At 73.4% G+C, this 24,904-nt stretch carries 20 protein-coding genes; 9 read left to right on the top strand and 11 right to left on the bottom strand.

Annotated features, from left to right (window positions below; translation table 11 throughout):
• The first annotated feature begins 110 nt into the window (after positions 1 to 110).
• A complete protein-coding gene (locus H9640_RS06975; protein WP_191789981.1) occupies positions 111 to 1,124 on the top strand; it encodes an excalibur calcium-binding domain-containing protein in 1,014 nt (337 codons plus the stop codon).
• 98 nt (positions 1,125 to 1,222) lie between these two features.
• Here the strand turns inward: H9640_RS06975 and H9640_RS06980 are convergent, their stop codons facing one another.
• The 4 genes from H9640_RS06980 to H9640_RS06995 form a co-directional block, all read right to left on the bottom strand.
• On the bottom strand, positions 1,223 to 1,987 hold the full coding sequence (locus H9640_RS06980; RefSeq protein ID WP_191790054.1) for an amino acid ABC transporter ATP-binding protein: 765 nt from the start codon (positions 1,985 to 1,987) through the stop codon (positions 1,223 to 1,225).
• An 89-nt stretch (positions 1,988 to 2,076) separates the two neighbouring features.
• Positions 2,077 to 3,120 carry an amino acid ABC transporter permease gene (locus H9640_RS06985; RefSeq protein WP_191789982.1) on the bottom strand — a complete coding sequence of 348 codons (1,044 nt, stop codon included), beginning with the start codon at positions 3,118 to 3,120 and terminating at the stop codon, positions 2,077 to 2,079.
• Positions 3,121 to 3,149: 29 nt separating this feature from the next.
• A complete protein-coding gene (locus H9640_RS06990; protein ID WP_191789983.1) occupies positions 3,150 to 4,073 on the bottom strand; it encodes an ABC transporter substrate-binding protein in 924 nt (307 codons plus the stop codon).
• Positions 4,074 to 4,269: 196 nt separating this feature from the next.
• Positions 4,270 to 5,199 carry an ABC transporter substrate-binding protein gene (locus H9640_RS06995; protein WP_191789984.1) on the bottom strand — a complete coding sequence of 310 codons (930 nt, stop codon included), beginning with the start codon at positions 5,197 to 5,199 and terminating at the stop codon, positions 4,270 to 4,272.
• Between the two features lie 571 nt (positions 5,200 to 5,770).
• On the opposite strand from H9640_RS06995, the gene H9640_RS07000 reads away from it, so the two are divergent.
• Complete coding sequence (locus tag H9640_RS07000; RefSeq protein ID WP_191789985.1) at positions 5,771 to 7,765, top strand: ABC transporter ATP-binding protein; 1,995 nt, start codon at positions 5,771 to 5,773, stop codon at positions 7,763 to 7,765.
• A gap of 5 nt (positions 7,766 to 7,770) precedes the next feature.
• The gene (locus tag H9640_RS07005) at positions 7,771 to 9,675 is read left to right on the top strand and encodes an ABC transporter ATP-binding protein (protein WP_191789986.1); all 1,905 of its coding nucleotides are present in this window, start codon (positions 7,771 to 7,773) and stop codon (positions 9,673 to 9,675) included.
• An 88-nt stretch (positions 9,676 to 9,763) separates the two neighbouring features.
• Here the strand turns inward: H9640_RS07005 and H9640_RS07010 are convergent, their stop codons facing one another.
• Both H9640_RS07010 and H9640_RS07015 read right to left on the bottom strand, forming a co-directional pair.
• Entirely contained in the window at positions 9,764 to 10,933 is a 1,170-nt protein-coding gene (locus H9640_RS07010; protein ID WP_191789987.1) for a winged helix DNA-binding domain-containing protein, read from the bottom strand.
• Position 10,934: 1 nt separating this feature from the next.
• On the bottom strand, positions 10,935 to 11,621 hold the full coding sequence (locus tag H9640_RS07015) for an LmeA family phospholipid-binding protein (RefSeq protein ID WP_191789988.1): 687 nt from the start codon (positions 11,619 to 11,621) through the stop codon (positions 10,935 to 10,937).
• A gap of 125 nt (positions 11,622 to 11,746) precedes the next feature.
• On the opposite strand from H9640_RS07015, the gene H9640_RS07020 reads away from it, so the two are divergent.
• The 4 genes from H9640_RS07020 (at position 11,747) to H9640_RS07035 (ending at position 15,410) form a co-directional block, all read left to right on the top strand.
• Entirely contained in the window at positions 11,747 to 12,529 is a 783-nt protein-coding gene (locus H9640_RS07020) for an LLM class F420-dependent oxidoreductase (protein WP_191789989.1), read from the top strand.
• Positions 12,530 to 12,598: 69 nt separating this feature from the next.
• Entirely contained in the window at positions 12,599 to 13,960 is a 1,362-nt protein-coding gene (locus H9640_RS07025) for a multidrug effflux MFS transporter (protein WP_191789990.1), read from the top strand.
• A 270-nt stretch (positions 13,961 to 14,230) separates the two neighbouring features.
• Complete coding sequence (locus H9640_RS07030) at positions 14,231 to 14,602, top strand: VOC family protein (RefSeq protein WP_191789991.1); 372 nt, start codon at positions 14,231 to 14,233, stop codon at positions 14,600 to 14,602.
• A gap of 34 nt (positions 14,603 to 14,636) precedes the next feature.
• Positions 14,637 to 15,410, top strand: a complete 774-nt coding sequence (locus H9640_RS07035; protein WP_318243686.1) for a uracil-DNA glycosylase — start codon at positions 14,637 to 14,639, stop codon at positions 15,408 to 15,410.
• Here the strand turns inward: H9640_RS07035 and H9640_RS07040 are convergent.
• From H9640_RS07040 to H9640_RS07055, 4 genes are all read right to left on the bottom strand, one after another.
• Positions 15,394 to 18,597: an AAA family ATPase gene (locus H9640_RS07040; RefSeq protein WP_191789992.1), complete on the bottom strand. Its 3,204-nt coding sequence runs from the start codon at positions 18,595 to 18,597 to the stop codon at positions 15,394 to 15,396. The two genes, H9640_RS07035 and H9640_RS07040, sit on opposite strands and share 17 nt — an antisense overlap.
• Positions 18,597 to 19,874: an exonuclease SbcCD subunit D gene (locus H9640_RS07045; protein ID WP_191789993.1), complete on the bottom strand. Its 1,278-nt coding sequence runs from the start codon at positions 19,872 to 19,874 to the stop codon at positions 18,597 to 18,599. The genes H9640_RS07040 and H9640_RS07045 overlap by 1 nt, the downstream gene beginning before the upstream one ends.
• Positions 19,875 to 19,977: 103 nt before the next feature.
• Positions 19,978 to 20,322 (bottom strand): STAS domain-containing protein, encoded by a 345-nt coding sequence (locus H9640_RS07050; RefSeq protein ID WP_191789994.1) that lies wholly within the window; start codon positions 20,320 to 20,322, stop codon positions 19,978 to 19,980.
• 119 nt (positions 20,323 to 20,441) lie between these two features.
• Positions 20,442 to 20,921 carry an aminoacyl-tRNA deacylase gene (locus tag H9640_RS07055; RefSeq protein WP_191789995.1) on the bottom strand — a complete coding sequence of 160 codons (480 nt, stop codon included), beginning with the start codon at positions 20,919 to 20,921 and terminating at the stop codon, positions 20,442 to 20,444.
• Between the two features lie 166 nt (positions 20,922 to 21,087).
• Between H9640_RS07055 and H9640_RS07060 the strand changes: the two genes are divergently transcribed.
• On the top strand, positions 21,088 to 21,711 hold the full coding sequence (locus H9640_RS07060) for a hypothetical protein (RefSeq protein ID WP_191789996.1): 624 nt from the start codon (positions 21,088 to 21,090) through the stop codon (positions 21,709 to 21,711).
• Entirely contained in the window at positions 21,708 to 22,904 is a 1,197-nt protein-coding gene (locus tag H9640_RS07065) for a PrsW family intramembrane metalloprotease (protein ID WP_191789997.1), read from the top strand. The genes H9640_RS07060 and H9640_RS07065 overlap by 4 nt, the downstream gene beginning before the upstream one ends.
• Here H9640_RS07065 and H9640_RS07070 read toward each other — a convergent pair.
• Complete coding sequence (locus tag H9640_RS07070; protein ID WP_191789998.1) at positions 22,893 to 24,698, bottom strand: ABC-F family ATP-binding cassette domain-containing protein; 1,806 nt, start codon at positions 24,696 to 24,698, stop codon at positions 22,893 to 22,895. The genes H9640_RS07065 and H9640_RS07070 overlap by 12 nt on opposite strands.
• Between the last annotated feature and the right edge of the window lie 206 nt (positions 24,699 to 24,904).

Consider the following 24,904-nt stretch of genomic DNA (forward strand, 5'->3'; position numbering starts at 1 on the left):
GTCGCCGACCGTGCCGGGCCCCGGGACGCACCCAGGACACCCGGGAATTGGCATCGACGGGCCGTCCTGCAGCATAGTGAGCGCGCAGGAACCGTCGAAGGAGAGCTCCCATGGCCGTACATTTCAACCCGCCGCCCGGCTGGTTGGTACCTCCCGGTTTCTCCCCTTCGTCGGAGTGGCACCCGGATCCCGCCTGGCCGGCCGCTCCCGCAGGCTGGGTCTTCTGGGTCGAGGCCGCACCGACGCCCCCGCCCGCCCCGCCCACGGCCGGTGCCGAGGCGTGGTCGCGACAGACCCCGGGCGGCGGGATCCCGCTCCACTTCCCGACCGCGATCGTCCCCGTGACGCCGGGGTACGGGGCTGCGTCCCCCTCCGCGCCGTCACCGTCGAGCCCGCCGTCCGGGCCGACGCGTCGCTCGCTGCGCGACGTCGGCGGCGCGAGCGGAGCCCCGACCGAGTCGCCGTCCTCGACCATGATCCTGCCGGTCGTCGGCGGTGCCGGGGCGGCTGGTCACGCCGGGCACGCCGCGGGTCCAGCCGCCCCCCTCCCCGCCGCCCCGGCCGAGCCGACCGCGTCCGCGCACGGGCCGCTCGCGATCTTCTCGGGCGACGACGAGCCCCGGGAGGAGCGCTCGTACATGCGCTGGCTCCTGCCTCTGGGCGTCGGTGTCGGAGGGGTCGCCGTCGGGCTCATCCTCGGGCTGGGCGTGACGCTCAAGGCGCAGTCGGAGGCCGGCGACGCCACCGCCGCCGCAGCGCAGACGACCGAGCAGATGGCGGCCGAACGGGCCAAGCTCGACACCGAGCGCGCCGACCTGGACACCCAGCTCGCGGGCATCACGGCCTCGACCGAGGCGGTCGCCGCCCGGGAGGCCGCGGTCTCGGCCCTCGAGACCGAGCTCGAGGCGCGCAAGATCGCGCTCGACGAGCGCGAGGCCACGATCGCGGAGAAGGAGGCCGACGCGGGGAACGACGACGGCGGCTGGCAGAGCGGGAAGGTCAACGGCATCTACCTGACGTGCGACGCCGTGAAGCGTGACGGCAAGGCCCCGCTCAAGCAGGGCGACGACGGCTTCAACCCGGCGCTCGACTGGGACGGCAACGGGGTCGCCTGCGAGCGCTGACGCCGAGGGGGGCAGCCGCCCGGGGCGGGCGCGCGCCGGGACGACGACGGCCCCCGGATCTCTCGATCCAGGGGCCGCGAGTCGTGCTGGGCAGACCTCTACAGCACGTGCGCCAGGAACTCCCGGGTGCGCTCCTCGCGCGGGTTCGTGAGCACCTCGCGGGGGTCGCCCTGCTCGACGATCACGCCGTCGTCCATGAACACCACGTGGTCGCCGACCTCGCGCGCGAAGCCGATCTCGTGGGTCACGACGATCATCGTCATGCCGCTCTCGGCGAGGTCGCGCATGACCGCGAGCACCTCGCCCACGAGCTCGGGGTCGAGCGCCGACGTCGGCTCGTCGAACAGCATGAGCTCGGGGTCCATCGCGAGCGCCCGCGCGATCGCGACGCGCTGCTGCTGGCCGCCCGAGAGCTGGGCCGGGTAGTGGTCCATGCGGTCCGCGAGGCCGACCCGTTCGAGCAGCTCCACGGCCCGCGCGCGGGCCTGCGCCCGCGACAGCCCGCGGACCTGGACCGGCGCCTCCATGACGTTCTGGAGCGCCGTCATGTGCGGGAACAGGTTGAAGCGCTGGAACACCATGCCGATGCGCGAGCGCTGCTCGGCGATGACCTTGGGGTGCAGACGGTGCAGCCGCTTCTTGCCGTTGTTCTCGACCTCGCGGTAGCCGATCAGGTCGCCGTCGACGTAGATGCGTCCCGCCGTGAGGTCCTCGAGCTCGTTGATGCAGCGCAGCAGCGTGGACTTGCCCGAGCCCGACGGGCCCAGGACGACGCACACCGAGCCGCGCGGCACCTCGAGGTCCACGCCCTTGAGGACGTGGACGTCGCCGAAGGCCTTGTGCACCCCGACGATCTCCACCATGGGCGCGACGGACGCGTCGGCGGGCGACGCCGTCGGGCCGGAGGCGGAGCCCGCAGCCGGGCCGGGGGCGGGGCTGAGTGCGTCCGCGGTCACGGGGTCACCTCCAGGAAGGGGTCGGCGTTCGCGGTCGTGCCCGACGCCGCTATCGCCTCCTGCTTGCTCGGCTTCTTCGGGCCCCTGCCCGGCTTGCGACGACGGCTCGTGCCCGTCGACGTGCCGAACCCGCGCCCGTAGTACTGCTCGATGAAGTGCTGGCCGACCATGAGGATGCTCGTGATCAGCAGGTACCAGATCGCCGCGACCATGAGCAGCGGGATCGGGAGGAAGATGCGGTTCGCGATCGCGTTGGACGCGAACGTCAGGTCCAGGCTGAACGGCACCGCGAGGACCAGCGACGTGGTCTTGAGCATCGAGATCGTCTCGTTGCCCGTCGGCGGGACGATCACGCGCATGGCCTGCGGCAGGATGATGCGCCGCAGGATCTTGCCGTCCTTCATGCCCAGGGCCTTCGCGGCCTCGGCCTGCCCCGGGTCCACCGACCCGAGACCGGCGCGCACGATCTCCGCGAGGTACGCGGCCTCGTTGAGCGCCAGGCCCAGGATCGCGGCGCGGGCCGCGGTGAAGAGGTCCGCGGTGTCGAAGACGAACCACTCGGGCCCGAACGGGACCCCCAGGCTCAGCTTGGGGTAGAGCACCGAGATGAGGCCCCAGAACACGAGCTGCGTGTAGATCGGGGTGCCGCGGAAGAACCAGATGTAGAACCAGCTCGTCGCGCGCATGACCGGGTTGTCCGAACGCCGCATGACCGCGAGGATCACCGCGAGGACGACCGCGATGGCCATCGAGGAGAACGTCAGGATCAGCGTCCACCCGACGCCGCGCATGATCTGCACGTCACGCAGGTAGAGCCAGACGACGTCCCACCGGAACTTCTCGTTCGTGACCAGGCCGTGCACGGCCATGGCCGCGAGGACCAGGAGGACCACGGCCGCCGCCCAGCGCCCCGGCCGGGGCACCGGGACCGCACGGATGCGGTCCGGTATCCGGTCGACAGGCGCGGTCGCCGTGCCGCGGCTCGCGGAACCACCGCTCGGGGGACCGTCGGGCGTCGGGGTGCTGGGCGGCTGGGCCATGGCTACCTCTGTTCTGTCAGGGGATCGGCTCAGGAGACCACGGGGTTGAGCTCGGCCGTGGTCACCGCACCGGAGGTGTTGCCCCAGGTGTCGAGGATGGTCGTGTAGTCGCTGTCGTCCATGAGCTTCTGCACCGCGGCCTGCACGGCCTGCGCGAGCGCGGTGTCGTCCTTGGCGATCGCGATGCCGTGCAGCGAGTCGGCGAAGATGTCGCCGAGCTGCTCGATCTGGCCACCGGTCTGCGTCACGGCGTACGCGACGACCTGCGAGTCCGCGTACATGACGTCGGCCTTGCCGCCGACCAGGTTCGTCGTGACGTCGGCCTGGCTCGCGTAGCGCAGCGGCGTGATGTCCGCCTTGCCCGCGGCCTCGCAGTCCGCCATCAGCCCGTCGAGCGCGTCGTCCTCGACCGTGCCCGTCTGGACCGCGATGCTCAGGCCGCACACGTCGGACGGGTCGACGTCCTTCGGGTTGCCCTTGGCCACGGCGAACGCCTCGCCCGCACGGAAGTAGCTGACCATGTTGACCTCGGCAGTGCGCTCCGGGGTGATCGTGAAGCCCGAGACGCCGATGTCGTACTTGGAGCCGATCGCCGGGATGATCGAGGAGAAGTCGGCGTTGGTGACCTCGACGTCGAGACCCAGCACGGCGCCGATCGCCTTGGCGAGGTCGACGTCGTACCCGACGATGGTCTTGCCGTCGTCGCCGATGAACTCGGCCGGGGCGTACGTCGCGTTGGTGCCGACCGTCAGGGTGCCTGCCTCGGCGACGTCGGCCGGGAGCATCGCCGCGATCGCGTCGTCCTTGGCGATGGTCGACGGGTCGAACGCCTCGGCGGACGAGCCGCCCTCGGTGGGCGAGGAACCAGAGCCCGAGGAGGCGTCGGTGCACGCCGTGAGCGCGAGCGTCGCGGCGATGGCGGTGAGGGCGGTGAGGACGGGCAGCCTGCGCATGGGGGGTCTCTCGTTTCGTGGTGGTGATCTCCGGCGCCGACCTCAGGGGGGTGGGTCACACGCCGCGCAACGCGGGCAGCACGGAGCGGCGCCGCACCGTTGCCCTCCCAGTTTCCCGCGCGGGCGCCCGGACTGGCAAAACGGGGGGCGCCTCGTGGTGCCGGACCCGAGGTCGGGCCCGGCACCACCGGCAGCGTCAGGAGACCGGCGGGTTGACCACGGCCTCGTCGAGAGCCCCGTCCTCGTTGCCCCACGAGGCCAGGATGTCGCTGAACGTGCCGTCCTCCATGAGGACCGTGAGCGCCGCCTGGATCGCGGCCGCGAGCGCGGTGTCCGCCTTCGCGGTCACGATGCCCTGGGGCGCCGAGTCGAAGACCTCCCCGATCTGCTCGATCTCTCCCTTGGTCTGCTCGACCGCGTACGACACGATCGGCGAGTCCGCGTACATGATGTCGGCCTTGCCGCCGACGAGGTTGACCGTCGCGTCGGCCTGGTTGTCGTAGCGCAGGATCTGGAGCGGCTGCTCACCGTCCTCCTCGCAGGTCGTGCTGATCTCGTCGGCCCCCTCGTCCTCGACCGTGCCCGTCTGGACCGCGACCGTCAGCCCGCAGATGTTCGACGGGTCGACCTTCTTCGGGTTGCCCTTCTGCACCGAGAACGCCTCGCCCGCGTTGAAGTAGCTGATCATGTTGGCCTCGGCCATGCGCTCGGCCGTGATCGTGAACGACGAGATCCCGACGTCGTACTTGGTGCCCAGCGCCGGGATGATGCCCGGGAAGTCCGCCGACTCGACGACGACCTCGAGCCCCAGGACCGCGCCGACGGCCGAGATGATGTCGATGTCGTACCCGACGGGCGTCGACCCGTCCGCCGCGATGAACTCCGCGGGCGCGTACTCGGTGTTCGACGCGACCACGAGCTTGCCCGCGCTCGCGATCTCGGCCGGCAGCAGCGCCGCCGCGGCGTCGTCCTTCTGCACCGACGTGAGGTCGAAGGGGGCCACCGTGGCCGTCTCCCCCGAGGCCCCGGCGGACGAGGAGTCGGCAGGCTGCGAGGCGTCCGTGCAGGCCGTGAGGGCCAGGGTCGCCGCGGCCGTGACCGCGACGAGGAGTGGCATCTTGCGCATGAGAGCTCCGATCGGTGGGTACGTCGTGGCGCGTCACTCTAGGGGTGATACGTCTCGCTCGCGTCACGGACGGGTTTCGGTTCGGCACCTTGCTCGCCCGCTCGCCGACCACCCTGCGAAAAGGAAGCGACCCTCACCAACCACCTGCGCTACTGTCGGCGCGCACCGACAGACGGCCGCCACCGACGGCAGCCGCACGCGACCGGAGGGGAGCCGCCCATGACACGCACACCCACGTGCCCGCGCTGGCGCCCCTCCCCCTGCACACCCCGCCAGGTCACCACCGGATGACGCGGCGCGGGACGTTCGCTCGGCAGGCTCCTCGGAGCCGACCAGCGCCGTCCCGGGCCCGCACCGTCCGCCCCCGCAGCCTCCGCACGCCCACCGCCGTGCGGAGTCCCTGGGACCCGCGCAGCCGCGCGACCCGCCCGGCCGCGGCAGCACACCCCCACCAGCACCCGACCCACCCGTCGGCGTACCCGTCCCCGGACGTGAGCGACGCCGTCGGGCCGCGCGGCCTCGCAGGCAGGCGCACCCGCAGACCGACCCGTCCCACCCACCGGAGGTACCGATGACCGACGACCCACCCGCGCACGCCCCCGACGGTGCGGCGCGACTGCCCCGCACGAGCGCGCTCAAGGCCACGCTCGCCGCCCGCGCCTCGCGCTGGACCGACCTCGCGCAGCTCCTGCCCCAGGCCGGCAAGCCGCTCGTCGCCGCGGCCGCGCTGCTCAACGTGCTCCTGGGGCTGCTGCCGCTCGCGTTCATCGTCCTCATCGGCTACGTCCTGTACCTCGTGCCGCTCGTCGCCGAGAGCACGGCCGGGACGGGCCACCCGCCCGGCACCCCCGGCTGGTCCGAGCTCTGGACGACGCTCGCCCTCGCGGTCGGCGTGTTCGTGGTCCAGCAGGTCCTCGCGCCCTTCCAGGCGGGCGTCACCGAGGTCATCGCGCGCCGCGTCGACGAGCACTGCATCGACCGGCTCATGAGCGCCGCACTGCACGACGCGCCGCTGAACGCGCTCGAGAGCCCCGAGGCCCTCGACCTGCTGGCCGACGCCCGCGCGGCCTTCGCCCGCGAGGCGCGCCCACCGGGGGACGCGGCCGCCGCGCTGCTGTCGCTCCTGTCGCGCTACGTCCAGCTGCTCGGCGCGATCGTGCTGGTGGGCGTCGTCATCTCCCCCCTCGCGGGGGTCGTGATCCTGGCGACCGGGCTCTCGATGCGGTTCGGGGTGCGCGGGACCCTCGGGAAGTTCGCCGACATGTGGGACGCGCTGTCGGGCTCGCGTCGCAAGGTCTTCTACCTGCGGGACCTCGCCACGGGGGCGCGTGCGGCCAAGGAGATCCGTCTGCTGGGTCTGCTCCCCTGGGTGCGGGCTCGCCTGCGCGCCGACACCATGGCCGCGTACGAGCCCGCCTGGGCGGGGAGCCGCAAGCTCCAGTTCTGGCCCATCATCGGGCTCTCGTGCGTGGGCCTCGTGGGTGGCGCGGTCGTCCTCGCGCTCCTGGCCGACGCCGCCGCGTCCGGCAGGCTGAACCTGTTCCAGCTCGGCGTCGCGCTCCAGGCCGTGCTGATCCCCATGCGGTTCGGGGTGTACTTCCCCGAGGCCGACGTGCAGACCCAGTTCGGCCTGCACTCGTTCCACGCGCTGCGGACGTTCGAGCAGCAGATCGCCTCGGCCCGTCCGGCGCGTCCGACGGCTCGCGTCGCGGCGCGGCGCCCCGAGCGAGGCATCCGCTTCGAGGGCGTGCGCTTCCGCTACACCGACGACACCCCGTGGGTGCTCGACGGCCTCGACCTCGAGCTCGGCGCCGGGCGGTCCACGGCGATCGTGGGGCTCAACGGCGCGGGCAAGACGACGCTCGTCAAGCTCCTCGCCGGGCTCTACGAGCCGGTCGAGGGCCGGATCCTGGTCGACGGCGTCGACCTGCGCGACCTCGACACGCAGGACTGGCAGCGGCAGCTCGCGCTGATCTTCCAGGACTACGTGCGCTACGAGCTCTCGGCCGCGGAGAACATCGGCCTGGGTGCGCCCTCGCTGCTCGACGACCGTGACGCCATCACGGCCGCGGCCAGCAAGGCCGGGGCGCTCGACGCCCTGAGCGGACTGCCCGAGGGGCTCGACACCACGCTCTCGCGCCGCTACCCCGGCGGGCGCGACCTGTCGGGCGGGCAGTGGCAGCGGGTCGCGCTCGCCCGGGCGCTCCTCGCGATCCAGGGCGGCTCGTCCGTCCTGGTCCTCGACGAGCCGACGGCGCAGCTCGACGTGCGTGCCGAGGCGGAGTTCTTCGACCGCTTCCTCGCGACCACGGAGAACATCACGAGCGTCGTCATCTCGCACCGCTTCTCGACCGTCCGCCACGCGGACCGGATCGCGGTGATCGAGCACGGCCGCGTCGTCGAGTGCGGCGACCACGTCGAGCTCGTCGCGCTCGGCGGCCGCTACGCCGACCTGTTCGAGCTCCAGGCACAACGCTTCCGCGACACCGCGTCCGTGGGCGCGACCGCGTCGGCCGAGGCCGACGACCCCACCCGCCCCACCGCAGAGACGGAGACCGCATCGTGAGGACCATGCTCAGAGCCGCACGCTTCTTCCTCGTCCTGGGCTACCGCACGGACAGGCGCCGCCTGCTCACGGCGGCGATCCTCATGACGATCGGCTACCTCGCCGGGCCGCTCGTCGGCGTCGCGCTCGGCGCCCTGACGAACGCCGCCCTCGACCAGCAGACGGGCCTCGCGATCAGCCTGGGCGTGTGCGTCGCGGTCCTGCTGATCTTCGAGCTCATGATGGGCCACTTCGCGCACCTGTACTACTTCGAGCTCGCGGATCTGCAGCAGCTCGAGCTGACCGACGAGGTCGCGGGGCTCGCGCACGGCAACCCGCAGATCGACCAGTTCGACCGGCCGCGGTTCGCCGAGCTCCTGACCCTCGTCACCGAGGGGCTGCAGCGCGTGCGGTCCGCGCTCGAGGCGACGCTCCAGCTCAGCGGGCTGCTGCTCCAGGTCACGATCACGACCGTCATCCTGGCGATGGTCGAGCCGTGGCTGCTGCTGCTGCCGCTCGCCGCGCTGCCGCCCGTGCTCCTCAACAACCGGGCACAGAAGGTGCTCGACTCCGCCCGCGACGCGTCCGCGCACGAGGTCCAGCTCTCGACGCACCTCGTCTCGCTCGCGACCACGGGCAGCTCGGCCAAGGAGGTGCGCCTGTTCGGCGCACAGGCCCCGGTCGTCGCGCGCCAGCGTGCGGCGTGGTCGGCGACGACGGCCCGTGTGTGGTCGGCGCACCGCCGCAGCGCCCTGCTGCGCGCGGCCGGGCAGGCGTGGTTCGCGTGCGCGTACGGCGTCGCGGTGTTCCTGGTCGTGCGCCAGGCCGTCACGGGATCGGCGAACGTGGGCCAGGTCGTCCTGGTCATCACGCTCGCGGTCCAGGTGAGCGTCCAGGTCTCGGGCGCGCTCGCGCTGCTCGGCACCCTGCAGGGGGTCGGGCGCACGGTGTCGCACGTCGAGGAGCTGCGCGCGTCGGTCGCGCGTCCCGCCTCTTCCGCCTCTCCCGCGGCACCCGGCCAACCGGTGCCCGACGGCGCCGCGCACCCGGGTGCGTCCGGCACCCCGGTCGGCGAGGACGTGGCGACCGCGTCGTCGGGCACCGTCACCGCGCCCGCGGGTGAGCCCGTGGACCCGCGGGGCGTGCCCGCGCGGCTCACGCGCGGCGTGCGCTTCGAGGACGTGACCTTCACCTACCCCGACACGGACCGCGTCATCCTCGACGGCGTGAGCCTCGACGTGCCCGCGGGGTCGACCCTCGCGGTCGTGGGCGACAACGGCGCGGGCAAGAGCACTCTCGTCAAGCTGCTGTGCGGGCTGTACCGGCCGACGTCGGGGCGGATCCTCGTCGACGGCGTCGACCTGCGCGACCTCGACGACGCCGAGTGGCAGGCGCGCACCGCGACCCTGTTCCAGGACTTCGCGCGGTTCGAGCTCACGATCCGCGAGAACGTGGGCGTGGGGCGGCTCGCGTCGCTCGACGTCGACGAGGACCTGTGGGCCGCGCTCGACCGGGCGCGCGGTCGCGGCATCGTCGAGAAGCAGGCGGCCGGGCTCGACCAGCTCCTGGGGCACGGGTACGGGAACGGTGTCGGGCTCTCGGGCGGTCAGTGGCAGACGCTCGGTCTCGGGCGCACGCTCCTGCGCCGTGAGCCGCTGCTGCTCGTCCTCGACGAGCCCGCCGCTGCGCTCGACGCCGCGGCCGAGCACGCGCTGTTCGAGCGGTTCGTCGCGACGGCCGACGAGGCCGGACGGGCCGGGGGTGCGATCACATGCTTTGTGTCGCACCGGTTCTCGACCGTGCGGGACGCGGACCAGATCGTGGTGCTCGACGCCGGGAAGGTCAGGGAGCACGGCGACCACGCGGCCCTCATGGCGCGCGGCGACCTGTACGCGGAGCTGTTCGGCCTCCAGGCGGGCGCGTACGCGTAGGGGTCGCACCCGAGGTGGGTGGGTGGGTCGGGTGGCTCGGTCGAGCCGCCTGGCCCACCTCGGGTCCGGCGCCGGGTCCGGCGCCGTGTCAGGACGCCTCGTACGCCACGCCCCAGTGGGCTGCGAGCCGCTCCGCCTGGGCGTCGAAGCCCTGCTGCTCGGCCCGGGTCAGCGGCCGGAAGAGCTGGGTGTCGAGGCGCAGGGTCTTCGCGGTCAGGACGTGCCGCCACCGCCCGACCACGCGGGCGTCCACGGCGATCACGTGCAGGAACGGCGACACCTCCGTGCCGGGAAGGCGCAGCGGGAGCACGGCCGGGGCCTCGGCCGAGAGCGGGTCGCGGGCCAGGTCGCGGCTGTCCTTGTACGACACGAAGTACTCGTCGTACCCCTGGAGCAGGTCCACCTGTACAGCGCGCTCGGTGCCGCCCTGCTCGGCGGGTGGCTGGCCGTCGACGAGCCGCCAGAACGACAGGCCCTCGGCATCGCCCACGCCTGCGACCTGCTCGACGGCCGCACCCAGCAGCGCCAGCCCCTCGCGCGCCCGCGTCAGCGTGAGGCCCGACCAGCCCGCGAAGTCCTTGACGGTCGCGAGCCCCCGGCTGCGCAGGTACCGCCGCAGCAGCTCGACGAGCGCGGCGTCGTCGTCGTACGTCGCGCCGAGAGGCCCGTAGCCCGCGGGCACGCGCTCGTCGAACGCCGCGTACGTCTGCTGCTTGCCGCGAAGCGCGCCGCTGACGAGGACCCCGTCGAGCTCGGCCCGCATCACGATGTACGTGAACGCGAGCCCGCTCGACGGCAGGCCACGGTCCGCGAGGAGCGCCGCGAGCTCGGCCCGCGTGCGGTGGTTCCCTCCCGCGACGGCCTCGGCGAGCACGTCGGTCGCGGCCGCGTCGTGCGCCGGGCCGCCCAGGTCCGGGTAGTACGGCCGGTTGAGGCGATGCACCCGGGGCGCGGTGAGCCGCAGGAGCCAGCGGGCGTCGTCGGGCAGGACGTGGTGCCACGTGGGGCGCAGGACGTGCGTGCGCAGGAACGCTCCCGCGGAGAAGTCGTCGCGCACGGAAGCCGCCGAGGGCGTCCCCACGGTGCGCTGCGCGAGCCCCCATAGCGACGGGTGGAACTCCTGCGACTGGACGGCCCCCAGGTGCCCGACGACGGCGCGCACGCTCGCGAGCCCGTCGCCCCGCAGGGAGTGCGCGACGAGGCGCGTCGCGACGACCGCCTCCGCGTCAGGCGACCCGAGCGCCCCCGAGCCGCTCACCTCACGACACCGCGAGGTCCGCGAGCGCGACGTCCTTCCCGGACAGCTCGACCCGGATCGCCCCGTCGCTCACCCCGACCGACGTGAGGCTGACGCCCTGCGGAAGGTCGAGCGGGACCGTCAGGTTCGTCACGAGCTTCGCGATCGGTGCCGGGAGGTCCGAGATCGTGATGGTCGCGGGGCCCAGGGTCAGCGCGGAGACGTCGACCGCGATCGTGTTGCCGTCGACGCGCGGCGTGAGCCGCGCCGACAGCGGCACCCCCAGGACGTCCATGCTCGCGACGAGCAGGTCCCCCTCGGTGCTGAACGTGACCGGCTCGCCGACCGCCTCGCTCACGACCGCGTCGAGCGACGACGGCGCGAGGAGCCCCGTCGCGGTCCCCGACCGGACGACGTAGGGGTCGCTCGTCGAGACACCGCGCGCGTCGAGGTCCAGGTCGGTCACGGTGTACCCGCCGAACGTGGCCGTGGCCGCCGACCCCGTCACGTGGTCCAGCTCGCCGCCGGCGACCTGGGTCAGGAACGGGAAGCCCAGGATGTCGAGGTTCGCATCGGTGAGCTCGACGTCACCCTGCTCCATGGACCGCACCGCGGTCCCCTCGGCGATGCGCACCGTGACACGGTCGACCACCACGAGCACGAGCACCAGGACGACGAGCCCGCCGACCACCCACCACCATCGCTTCATCCGCCCACAGTAGGTGCCGATTCTGGACATCGCCCGGCCGTTGCGCATCTGTGACCTGCGGAGTTGGCCACGATGCGAGGAAAGACCTCGCCGGCTCGGCACCAGGCATGTCTAGGCTGAGGCCCATGACTCGTCCCGTACGCATCGGTGTCCAGCTCCAGCCACAGCATGCCGACTACCCCCAGATCCGCGACGCGGTCGCCCGCGCCGAGGACGCCGGGGTCGACGTGATCTTCAACTGGGACCACTTCTTCCCGCTCACGGGCGACCCCGACGGCAAGCACTTCGAGTGCTGGACCATGCTCGGCGCGTGGGCCGAGCAGACGAGCCGCGTCGAGATCGGGGCGCTCGTCACGTGCAACAGCTACCGCAACCCCGAGCTCCTCGCCGACATGGCCCGCACGGTCGACCACATCTCCGGTGGCCGCCTGATCCTCGGGATCGGCGCGGGCTGGTTCGAGAAGGACTACGACCAGTTCGGCTACGAGTTCGGCACCGCGGGCTCGCGCATCGCCGACCTCGCGGACGCGCTGCCCCGCATCAAGGCCCGCTGGGCCGCGTCCAACCCGGCGCCCACGCGCGAGATCCCGATCCTCGTCGGGGGAGGTGGCGAGCGCAAGACGCTGCGCATCGTGGCCGAGCACGCCACGGCCTGGCACTCGTTCGGTGACGCCGCGACGCTCGCCCGCAAGAGCGCGATCCTCGACGAGCACGGCGCCGCCGTCGGGAGGGACACGGCCTCGCTCGTCGAGCGGTCGGTCGCGGTCAACCGTCCGCCCGCCGAGGTGGGCGAGGAGCTCGTGGGCCTCGGCGCGACGCTCCTGACCGTCGGGGTCAGCGGACCCGACTACGACCTGTCGCTCGTGAAGCAGTGGGTCGCCTGGCGCGACGAGCGCGCCCAGGGCTGACCCGTCTCACCCCTCGGATGCCGTACGCCGTCCGGGAACAACGGTCTGGTGGTCGGGGTTGGCGCAGTCATGGCCACCCCACCACCAGCGCCGTCAGCGGCCGCGCCCACGCGCGCCACCCGGATCACCGTCGGCTTCGTGCTGCTCCTGTCGGCGCTCACGGCGATCGGCCCGCTCACGATCGACCTGTACCTCTCGGCCTTCCCGCAGATCGTCACGGAGCTCGGCACGACCGAGTCCCGCATCCAGCTCACGCTCACCGCGACCCTCGCGGGCCTCGCGCTGGGCCAGCTCCTCATCGGCTCGCTCTCCGACGCGGTCGGGCGGCGCCTGCCGCTGCTGTCCGCGCTCTCGATCTACGTGCTGGCCTCGGTCGGGATCGTGTTCGTCCAGTCGATCGAGATGCTGACCGTGCTGCGGTTCGTCCAGGGCCTCACGGCCGCAGCCGGCATGGTCCTGTCGATGGCGATCGTGCGCGACAACTTCGAGGGTTTCCTGGTCGGCAAGGTCATCGCGCGCCTCATGCTGGTCGTGGGCGTCGCGCCGATCCTTGCCCCGACGATCGGCGCCCAGTTCCTGCGGATGGGCTCGTGGCGCCTGATGTTCGTGGCCCTCGCGGTCTTCGGCGTGCTGCTGCTCGTCCTCGCCGCGCTGCGCCTCAAGGAGTCGCTGCCCCCGGCGATGCGGCGGACGGGCGGCACGTCGGCGGCGCTGCGCTCGTACGGGTCGCTCGTGCGCGACTGGTCGTTCTTCGGCCTCGCGCTGCTCGGCGGGTTCTACATGGCCGCCATGTTCACCTACATCTCGGCGTCGACGTTCGTGTTCCAGGAGCAGTTCGGCCTGAGCGCCCAGCAGTACGCGATCATCTTCGGCGCGGGCGCGGTGTCGGTGACGATCGGCAGCCAGGTCAACGGCGCGCTCGTCGGGCGCGTGACGCCCGAGCAGATCCTGCGCGTGATCGTGCCGGTCGGGATGGTCCTCTCCGCGGGGTTGCTCGCCGCGACCCTGAGCGGGGCGGGACTGCCCGTGATCGTCGCCCTGATCGTCCTGACGCTCGGCACCGCCGGGTTCGTCATGCCGTCGGTCCCTGCGGTCGCCCTCGAGCGCAACGCGCACCGGGCCGGCAGCGCCGCGGCCCTGCTCGGGGCCATGCAGTTCGGCGTCGGCGCAGGCATCGCGCCCCTCACGGGCCTCATCGGCGGGGACGTCACGATCACCATGGCCGCGGTCATGTTCGGCGTCATCTCGGTCGCGGGGCTGCTGCTGCTGAGCCTGACGAGGTCGCTGCGGGCAGCTCCGGTCGAGGGGACGGCCGACGAGCCGGTGCTGGTCTCCGACGCGTCCGAGCTCGGGGTCGTCGCGGCGGCCGAGGCCGTGGTCGAGGCCGCCGAGGCGTCGGCGACCGCAACCCCGGCACCCCGCCGCGCCTGAGCCGCGCCTGCTCGGACCCCGCCTGCCGCCCCGCGCCCGGTCGACGCCGGTCGAACATGCGGTGGGCGTCCGCCGAGCATGCGGTGGGCGTCCGAACTCCCCCGGATCGCGACGCCAACCGCATGCTCGGCACCGAGGAGGTGGCACCCAGGGGGCGGCGACGCGGGACAGTCCCGGCCAGCGGGTGGCCGCTTCTCTTCGTACGGTGGAGACGTGCCCGCCCCCCGGCGGGCCGTGCAGATCACCAGCCGATCAGCAGGAGCGAGAACCATGGACTGGAAGCTCGAGCTCATCCCCGTGCCCGTGTCGGACATCGACCGGGCCAAGGCGTTCTACGTCGACCAGGTCGGGTTCCACGCCGACCACGACATCCCCGTCAACGACGACCTGCGGTTCGTGCAGCTCACCCCACCGGGTTCCGCCTGCTCGATCGTGCTCGACGTCAACATGACCGACATGCCGTCGGGTGCGCAGCGCGGTCTGCAGGTCGTCGTACCGGACGCCGACGAGGCCCGTCAGCACCTCCTCGACCACGGCGTCGACGCCCCTCCTGTCGAGGACCTGCCGTGGGGCCGGTTCACGTACTTCGCAGACCCGGACGGCAACACCTGGGCGTTGCAGCAGATCGTCCCGCAGGGGTGACAGCAGCGGTGGGGCGACGTTCGCGGGAGGTGACGTGCCGCGCGAGGTGAGCGCCGTCGTCGGGCCCGACAACGCCACGTACCCCCTCCAGGCCCGTTCCGCCCGGAGCGTCGGGGCGCTCGACGAGGTGCTCGTCGAGTGCAGGGCCTGCCCGCGACTGGTCGCGTGGCGCGAACGGGTGGCGACGGAGAAGCGGGCCTCGTTCCGTGACGAGACGTACTGGGCGCGGCCCGTACCCGGGTTCGGCGACGAGCGGGCCGCGGTCCTCGTGGTCGGGCTGGCGCCTGCCGCGCACGGCGCGAACCGCACGGGACGCATGTTCACGGGCGACCGTTCGGGAGACTTCCTGTTCGCGTCGATGTTCCGCACGGGGTTCGCGAACCAGCCCACGTCGGTGAGCGCGGACGACGGGCTCGTGCTGACCGGGATCCGCGTCACGGCTCCGGTCCGCTGCGCCCCGCCCGCGAACAAGCCGACCCCGCTCGAACGTCGGACGTGCGCGCCGTACCTGGGGCGCGAGCTCGAGCTCGTCGGGCCGCGGGTCGCGGTGGTGCTCGGCGCGTTCGGGTGGCAGGCGCTGCTCGCGACGCTCGACGACCAGGGGTGGTCGGTCCCGCGCCCGCGACCGCGGTTCGGTCACGGGGCCGAGGTGCGTCTCACGCATCCCGACGGTCGCACGCTGACCCTGCTCGGGTGCTTCCACGTGAGCCAGCAGAACACGTTCACGGGTCGGCTGACGCCCGAGATGCTCGACGCGGTGCTGCTGCGGGCACGGGACCTCGCCGACCGACCTACGCCCGCACGGTGAGCGTGCTCGACCCGTTCGCGAGCCGCCGCACCTCGATACGTTCCGCGATGGCCTGCTTGAGCGCGTCGACGTGCGACACGACGCCGACGACGCGACCACCGGCACGGAGCTTGCCGAGCTCACCGAGCACCGCTTCGAGGGTCTCGGGGTCGAGCGTCCCGAAGCCCTCGTCGACGAACAGCGTCCCGAGGTCGACACCTCCGGCCTCGGCGGTCACGACGTCGGCCATGCCGAGCGCGAGGCACAGCGACACGTAGAAGGTCTCGCCGCCCGAGAGCGTGCGGGGGTCGCGCGCCTGCTCGGTGCGGTGGTCGAGGACCTTCATCGCGAGCCCGGTCCGGCGGGTGCGGACGTCCTCCTTCTCGTCGGACCGTTCGAGCTCGTAGCGCCCGTCCGACATCTCGCGGAGCCGCTCGTTGGCGGCCGCGACGACGTCCTCGAACCGCCTGACCAGCACGAACGTCGCGAGGGACAGCGCCTTGGCGTTGTCGCTGCCGGACCCCGCGGCGAGCGCGGCCATGCGTGCGACGGGGGCGGCGTCCTCACGGGCGCGCACCCAGGCCGACACGGTCGACCCGATCTCGGCTGCTGCGGTCGCGGCCGCCGTCGCGCGCCGGGACGCACCGTTCGCCTGGAGGGCGGCCATCCGCTCGGCGGCCTCGGCCTGCCCGACGGCGTCACGCGCGCCGTCGAGATCGACCTCCACGTCCGCGGGCAGGGACGCGACGACCTCCTCGGAGAGCCCTCTCCGGACGCGCTCGGTGTCCGCGTCGACCGTGCGGAGCCTGCGGTCGAGCTCCTGACGGCTCTCGGCCGGCAGGAGCGCGTCCACGGCTTGCTGCTCGTCGTCGAACCCGGCCTCGGCGACGACTGCCGCCACCTCGGCCGCCCGGGCCTCGACCGTGGCCGACGTGCGGGCGACCGCGGCCTCGGCGTCGAGCAGGGCGCTCACGGCGAGATCGCGGTCCCGCAGGGCTGCCGCGAGCACCGCGACAGGGTTGGCGGGCGCGCCCTCGTCGGCCAAGGGGTCCGGGAGGCCGGCGCCCGCGAGGAGCGGCCCGGTCGCGTCGAGCTCGTCGGCGATCTCGCGGCGGTCCTGCTCGATCCCGGCGGCCAGGGCGTCGAGGCGCGCGCTCTCGCCCGCGATCCGCTCGGCGAGCGTCGAGGCCAGGGTGATCAGGTCGCCGGTCTCGGCGTCGAAGGCCGAGAGGGCTGCGGACACCTCGGACCGTTCGGTGGCGGCCGCAGAGGACGCCGACACGAGCTCCTTGGCCGCGGCGAGCGCCGCCCGCGCCTGGTCGACCTCGACGCCTCCGGCCGCCCGCAGGAACCCGTCGAGGCGTTCGGCGAGGGTCGCGACCTCGGCGGACGCCGCCGCGACGATCTCCTCGGCGGCCCGACGGGCGGCCTCGGCGGCCTCCACACCGTCCCGGCCCACGTGCTCGTCACCCGTCCGGGCGGGCGCGGGGTGCTCGTGCGCGCCGCAGACAGGGCACGCGTCCCCGGGCTCCAGCCCTGCCGCGAGCTCGCCCGCGATCCCCCCGAGCCAGGCCGTGCGCAGTGCGTGCTCGGCGTCGGACGCGGCCCGTGCGGCGGCGACCGCCTGCTCCTGACCGGCTCGGGCGGCGTCGAGGGCGGCGCCGGTCTCGACGGCCTGGCGCGCGGCCCGCAGCACGGACTCGGCCGCGAGCACCTTCTCCTGCCGCTCGCCGAGGCGTCCGGCGACGTCGGCGAGCTCGTCGCGCCGCGCCTCCCGCTCGGCCCGTTCGGCCGGGCGCGCCTCGAGCTCGGCGAGGACCCGTGCACGCTCCTCGCGGTCGCGCTCGATCTCCTTGCGGCCGTCGACCAGGTCCCGCTCCCGGAGCGGCAGCGACTCCCCCACGGGCAGGAGCCGGACGAGGCGCGTGCTCGCGGCCGCGAGGCTCGACCGCAGGACGTCGAGGGCCGTGACGTCGGCCGACGCCAGCGACTCGGGCACCCCGGTGCGGGCGAGCAGGAGCCGCTCGAGCGCGGCAGCGTGCTCCGTCGCGGCGTGGCGGGCACCCGCGAGGACGGGCTCCACCACGGCCGCCCGCTGCGCGGCGGCGAGAGTCTCACGGTCGGCGGCCACCTGGTCCGCAGCGGCGTCGAGCGCCGCCTGCTCGGCGAGCAGCGCGTCGCGGCGCACGACGGCTGCGCTGAGCGAGCGCGCCGCCTCGAAGGCGTCACGGGCCGCGACGAGCACGCCGTTGGCCGAGATCTCGCTCGCGCCGAGCTCGTCGGCGGTCCGCTGCATCGCGGCGACGTGCCGGTGGACGAGGGTCCGGACCGACGGCAAGGCCGCGACCTCTGCGACAGCGCCGACCTCGCCACCGTCGACGTCGCTGTCACGGTCACCGTCGACGTCGACCGCCGGCTCCTTGGCCGCGTCGAGCGGCCCCGCGAGCCGGACGTCGTCGCGCGCGGCCTCTCGCAGGGTCGCTGTGGCCTCGCTCGTCAGCCCGGCGGCACCGACGAAGTTCTCGACGGCCCCCGTCGCGATGCCCTTGGCGGCCGACACCGCGCCCTGCGCCTCGCGGTTCAGGGCCGCGAGCTCGGTCTGCACGCGGTCGTAGATCTCGGTGCCGAAGACCTTCTGGAGCAGGCTGCGCCGGTGCTCCGGGTCCGCCCGGAGGAAGTTCGCGAACTCCCCCTGCGGCAGGACGATGGTCTGGACGAACTGTCGGCGGTCGAGCCCGACGGCCCGCTGGATCTCCAGCCCGGCCTCGTCGAGCCGCGTCGAGAGCAGCTCGCCGGGTACGTCGTCGGCGGCGGCCCCCGGCACCACCGCGGCCTGGTCCGCCCCGGCGAGCCGCCAGAGCTTCACCCCGGCCTGCTGGGTCGTGGTGCCCGTGCCGCGCTTCTTGGCGCGCTGGAACTCGGGGGTGCGTCGCACGCGGTAGACCCCGGACCCGGTCTCGAAGACGAGGTCCACGAACGACTCGACGTCGGGGGCGGCGTACGCCGAGCGGAGCCGGTCATCGCTCGCGGCCTCGGACGCGACCTTGCCGTACAGCGCGAAGACGACGGCGTCGATGATGGTCGACTTCCCCGCGCCCGTGGGGCCTTCGAGCAGGAAGATGCCCGAGGTCGCGAGCTGGGCGAAGTCCACGACGTGCCGTCCGGCGAACGGCCCGATCGCCTGGAGGGTCAGGGAGTGCAGGTGCATCAGGCGCTCCGCTCGCTCGCGAGGGCGCGTTCGAGCGCGGTGCGCAGCGCGGCCCCCTCGGCCTGGTCGGGGCCCGACCCGGTGACGTGCTGGACGAACTCGTGGGTCACCTCGAGCGGGTCGCTCCCCTGCCCGACGACGGAGATCACCTCGCGCTCCGCGGTCACCGGTGGGCGGTGCTGGACCTGGAGCGCGTGCGGGAACCGGGCGCGGACGCGCGCGTACATCTCGGTGGGCCGGGCGGGATCGGTGACGAACACGCGCAGCCAGTCGTCGGTGTGCGGGTCGCCGGCCGCGCCGAGGAGTTCGTCGAGCGTCCCGGTGACCTCCGCGAGACGCCGCGGGACCGGTGCCGGGAGCAGCTGCGTCCGGGCGTCCCCGGTCGCGTCGAGGTCCAGCAGGACGGTCGACTTCTTCTGGTGCATCTCCGAGAACGAGTACGCGAGGGGCGAGCCGGAGTAGCGGGCCACGGTCGCGACCTCGTCGCCCTGACCTGTGGTTTCACGTGAAACACCGGGCACCGTGACGGTCTGCGGGCCGTGCAGGTGACCCAGGGCCACGTAGTCCACGCCCGCTCCCCCGAACACCCCGGCGGGCACCGAGTCCACGCCGCCCACCCGGATGTCCCGCTCCGACTCCGAGGCCTGTCCGCCGACGACGAACGCGTGAGCCACGACCACGTTCCGCAGCCGGTCGCCGCCACCCTCGCGGCGGCGCGCGACGTCCGCCGCGACCCGCCGCACGGCCGCTGCGGTCACGGCCTCGTGCGACCGCGGCAGCGGGGCGCGCTCGTGCTCTCTCCCGGACAGGTCCCGCGCGTCACCACCGCATCCGCAGCCGTCCGCGAGCTCCCACCTCACGGCGTCCGGGTCGAGGTAGGGCATCGCGTACACCGCGACGCGGCCGCCCGAGCCACCGCGCGAGGCGGGGTCCAGGACGACGGGCGTGCCGACGTCGGGCACGCGCGTGCGGAAGTGGACGCCCGCCCGCATGAGCGACGCCCCGAAACCCAGCCGGATCGCCGAGTCGTGGTTGCCCGGCGTGAGCACGACGTCCGCATGCTCGGCGAGCCGTGCGACCGTGTCCGAGAGGAGGTTCACGGCGTCCACGGGCGGGATCGCGCGGTCGTACACGTCGCCCGCGACGAGGACCGCCCCGACCCCCTCCGAGCGGACGACGTCCACGAGGTGGTCCAGGTACGCAGCCTGATGGTCCAGCAGGTCGACGCCGTGCAGCGTGCGACCGAGGTGCCAGTCCGAGGTGTGCAGGATGCGCATGCCCCGAACGGTAGCGGGCGCCACCCACAGCCCTGTGCACCAGCCCCTCGGCCCCCGGGTCGACCTCGTCGTCACCCCGATCGAGCCGCGAGGACCCGACGGGCTACGACCCTGCGGTCGCGGTCCGCACGACGGGGATGGTCCCGGCCATGCCGATCATCTCGAGCAGGTCCTCGAGCGAGGTCGTCGGGTCCTGCAGGACCACGGCGCGCCCGTCCTCGGAGCCCAGCATGTAGACCTGGAGGATGAAGGCGATGCCGGACGAGTCGATGAACGTCACGCGTCCGACGTCGATCGTCACCGGTCCGGGATGCGTGAGCACCTGTGCCATGGCGTCGCTCGCGCGGTCCCTCAGCGCTGCGTCGATCTCTCCCCACAGGGTGATGAGCGACCCCTCGGGGGTCGCCTCGTAGCTGATGCCTGAGTCGTACGTACTGGGGATGGTCATGCTCTTCTCGTGCTCCGTCAGTCGGTGAGGGTGGCCTCGCGGACCGTCCTCCTGGTCAACGATCGGGCAATGAACGGTGTTCCCGTTGTCGGGATCCGTGGAGGTCAAACTCTGAGAGGTTAGACCGGCTCGGTCACGTCCGCGACCTGCGCGCCCAACGCCTTCGCAAGACTCGCGCCGTCGACGCTCGCCGCGACCCCGAAGGCGCCTGCGCCGATCGACACGAGCGGGGACGCCCCGTCGCGGTCCACGACCCGGGAGTCGGCGACCACGGGCCAGGCGGTCGTCGCGCCGAACGGGGTGATCGTCCCTCGCTCGTACCCCGTGACCTCGCGCGCGACCTCCTTGTCCGGCATGGACAGGCGCGAGACGCCCAGGAGGGTCCGCAGCCTGGGCCACGAGATGGTCCGGTCGCCCGGGACGAGGACGAACAGGTAGTCCTCGTCGCCGCGGCGCACCACGAGCGTCTTGACGATGTTGGCCGGGTCGATCCCACGCGCCTCGGCGGCTTCCTCGAGGGAACCGACGGGTCCGTGCCGGGTGATCGTGAAGTCGATCCCGGACGCTTCCAGCGCGGCGCGTGCCCGCTCTTCGCTCATGCCCTCGACCCTAGGCATCGCCGCCCACACTCACCACGCGAAGGGCCGATCAGCACGTGTCGTCCACGTCACCTCCCCGTGGTGTCCGCGCCGTCCCGGGTCGCGGACCTCGCGCCCCGGTGCTTGCATCGAGGGACGCCCGACCCGGACGAGCCCGAGGAGAGCCATGCGACCCGAACCGCCCCCGCTGCTGCGGCCCGAGCGTCGCGGACGCTTCGGCATGGACCGTGTGGGCTCGGTCGCGACGGCCGTCGTGCTGCTGGCCCTCGTGGCCCTGTGGCTCGTCCCGACAGCTGTCGACGAGGGCACCCCGCCCACCGAGACCGAGATCGCCGCAGGGCGGGTCGTGACCGTCTCCGACGGCGCCTCGACCGCGACGGTCCGGTTCCCGGCAGGGTGGTCCACCACGGCCGACATCGCGTCGGGGGACGCGAGCGAGTCGACGTTCGAGGGTGCCAGCCTCACGGTCGACCGCCGAGGCGTCGAGGTCCAGATCGAGGTCGTCTCGGGCGTCGAGAACCCGAACGTCTTCTTCACGCGGCGAGCCCGGCTCGCCGAGCTCTCGACGGGCACGACCCTGTACGACGCGCAGATCGTGTCCGACGGGGACCCCGCCGAGGTCTCAGGGGTCTTCCGGTCGAGCGGTCCCGAGGCGGCCACGCTCACGGTCAAGGTCACGGCGCAGCACGCACAGGGCGGGGTGTCGATCCTCGCGTACGGGACGGCGTCCGACCTCCAGGCGCAGGCCGAGGCCGTGGCGGACCTGGTGAAGGCCGTGACGATCTCATGACCGACCACGCCCCGCGCAACGTCCCGGTCGTCCTTCCGACGAGCGCGCCCGGGCGACGACGGCGCGCCCTCTTCCCCCACTACCAGTGGGCGACCTGGCTCTACTGGGTCTGCCTGGTCGTGACCGGCGTCGGGATGCTCCGGGTCGCCCGCCAGGACGCGTTCCTCACACCCGAGGGGCTCGCGATCGGGGTACTGCTCGCGGTCCTCGTCACGCTGCTCCTCACGGCGGTCGTCCGGCGGCTCGACCTGTTCGAGGACGAGCCCGTCGGCATGCTCCTCGCGGCCTACGCGTGGGGATTCGTGGCCGCCCCGACGATCGTCGTGGTCGCGAACGACCACCTGATCTCCGCGCTCGAGCGCGTCGGGCTGGCCTCCTGGTCGGCAGCCCTCGTCGGGCCGACCGACGAGGAGCTCGTCAAGCTCCTCGGCGTGGTCCTGGTCCTGTACGCGGGCCGCGCGCACGTGACCCGCCCGCTCAACGGCCTGGTCTACGGGGCGATGGTCGGCCTGGGCTTCGAGGTCAGCGAGAACATCAGCTACATCGTGCAGGGCGCGATCATGGACCCGAACGCCGACGCCGTAGGCGCTCTCCAGGTCGGCCTGAGCCGCGTGCTCGTCGGTCTGGGCGGCCACGCGATGTTCAGCGCGATCGCGGGCTTCGGCATCGCCTACGCCCTGGTGGCGTTCCAGGTCTCCACGGCGCGGCGCGTCACGGTCGCGGTCGCGGCCTCTGCGCTCGCCTGGGTGCTGCACTTCGCGTGGAACGCCCCCGAGATCTTCTTCCCGTCGTCGGAGGCCGGTGCGTTCGCGTCGGTCGTCGTCAAGTACGTCGTCCTGATCCTCGCGTTCGTGCTCGTCGTCCGCTACGCGCGGCACATCGACCACCGCTGGTTCGAGGCGGCGCTCGCCGGCCAGCCCGACGACGTCGTGACGCCCGGCGAGAGGGAGGCCCTGCGCTCCGTCCACGGACGCCGCGCGGCGCGCAAGGCGGCCCGGCGCGCGGGCGGGCGGGCCGAGAGCCGTCGGCTGGCCGACCTCCAGGAGGCGCAGCTCCGGCTCGCGACGCTGCTGGGCCTGCATCCCGACGGGTCACCGCCCGTCGAGGTCCAGAAGGAGGTCGTGCGGGAGATCCGCGCGCAGCTCCTCGTGCCGGTCCAGGCGTCACCGTCGCCGGCGCGGTCAGCTCCCTGAGCCGAGGTCCACCACGTCGCCCTTCCATGTCCGCCGCAGCCACCGGTCGTGCGACGCGACGACCACGGCACCTGGCCACGTCTCGACCGCGGCCATGAGCTCCTCCGCGAGCGTGAGCGAGACGTGGTTGGTCGGTTCGTCGAGCAGCAGCACGTCGGGCGCCTGCGTCACGAGCATCGCGAGGACCACCCGCCGTCGTTGGCCCACGCTCAGCGACGCCAGCGGTCGGTCCAGGTCGCGGGGCGCGACGAGGCCGTGCGCGTCGACGTGCGGGCGGTCCGCGGGGTCCTGCCCCGTGACGAGGGCGAGCAGGTCGCGCGGGGTGCGCGCGTCGTCGTGCAGGCGGACGTCCTGCTCCAGCAGGGCGACCTCGACGCCCCGCGCGCGGCCCACCGTGCCCGACGACGGCGCGAGGTCGCCCGCCAGCACGTGCAGCAGCGTGGACTTCCCGGACCCGTTGGCCCCGGTGACGAGCAGCTTGGCGCCCGGGGCGAGGTCGATCGACGGCACGCCGGCCGCCCGCAGGTCGAGGCGCGGACGACCGTCCGAGGCGGAGCCCGGCTCGGTCGCTCCTCCCTGCACGACGACGTCACGCGCCCACAGCGCCAGGCCGTCGGTCCCGTTCGACGCTCCCTGGGAGCCGCGCCGACCGCCCGAGCGTCCCGGGGACGAGCTCGCCGTACGCTCGCGCACGAGGTGCGGCGGCGCGAACCGCAACGGCGCCGGAGGCTTGCGCACCTGCTCGGCCTGGAGCGTGTCGAGACGCTGCTGGGCGTTGCGCACGCGCCGCGACACCTGCGACTGCACGCGCTCCCCCTTGGCGTCGTAGAGCAGCTTCGACTGGTTGCCGCGCTCACGGTTGTGCGAGACGTTGCGGGCCGTGGTGGCGACCGACCGGCGCAGCGCCTTGAGCTCGTCCTGCTCGGCCGCGAACTGCTGCTCCCACCGTGCGCGCTCGACGCGCTTGGCCCGCAGGTACTCGCGATAGCTGCCCGCGTACAGGGTGCCGCCCGTGCGACCCGCCGAGCTGGCCTCCTGCGAAGGGTCGAGGTCCAGGATCTCGGTGCAGACCTCGTCGAGGAACACGCGGTCGTGGCTCGCGAGCAGCACCGCGCCGGGCAGCGCGCGCAGGGCCGACGCGAGGAACTCGGCGGCCTCGTCGTCCAGGTGGTTGGTCGGCTCGTCGAGCAGGAGCGCGCCGGGCTGGCGGATGAGGAGAGCCGCGAGGCCCAGACGGGTGCGCTGCCCTCCCGAGAGCCGCGAGACCAGGCGGTCGCGGTGGATCACGTCGAGGCCCAGGCCTGCGAGAGCCCGGGACGCGCGAGCGTCCGCCCCCCACACGTCCGACTGCTCGGCGCGCGCGAGGGCCAGGTCGTAGGCCGCGGTGAGGGCGTCGACGTCAGCGCGCCGGTCGTCGGAAGCGGACCGGGCGACGTCCTGGTCCGGCTCGGACAGCGACGCGAGGGCAGCCCCGGCCGCCTCGAGCTCGCGCTCGATCTCCCGGACCCCCGCGAGGGCGTCCTCGACGACCTGGCCGACGGTCGTCGTCGGGCCGTACGGGAACTCCTGGTGCAGGTAGCCGAGGTCCGGGGGCCGCGTGACCGTCCCCGAGTCGGGGTCCTCGACCCCGGCGAGCAGGCGCAGCAGCGTCGACTTGCCGACGCCGTTCTCACCCACCAGCCCGGTCCGGTGGCCGGGGTCGACGGCGAGGCTCACCCCCGCGAGGACGGTGCGGTCACCGTAGGACTTGGTGAGGTCGAAGGCTGCGAGGAGGGCGGATGAGGGCTGGGGCACGGAATCACCTGACGAAGAGGGCGCCACGGCGGCACGAGAGGCTGCCGACCGACGTCGAGCGCAGCCAGGACACGACGAGGGCGTGTCGCGGGGCGACGTCGGGGCGCGAGAGGAAGGGGGTCTCGCGAGCAGGCTCAGATCCACATGAGGGCAACCCTACGGGGTCGGGCGGGCGGGCCGCGACCGGATTACCCCGACGTCGTGGC

The organism is Oerskovia gallyi (assembly GCF_014836745.1).
Taxonomy (GTDB): domain Bacteria; phylum Actinomycetota; class Actinomycetes; order Actinomycetales; family Cellulomonadaceae; genus Oerskovia; species Oerskovia paurometabola.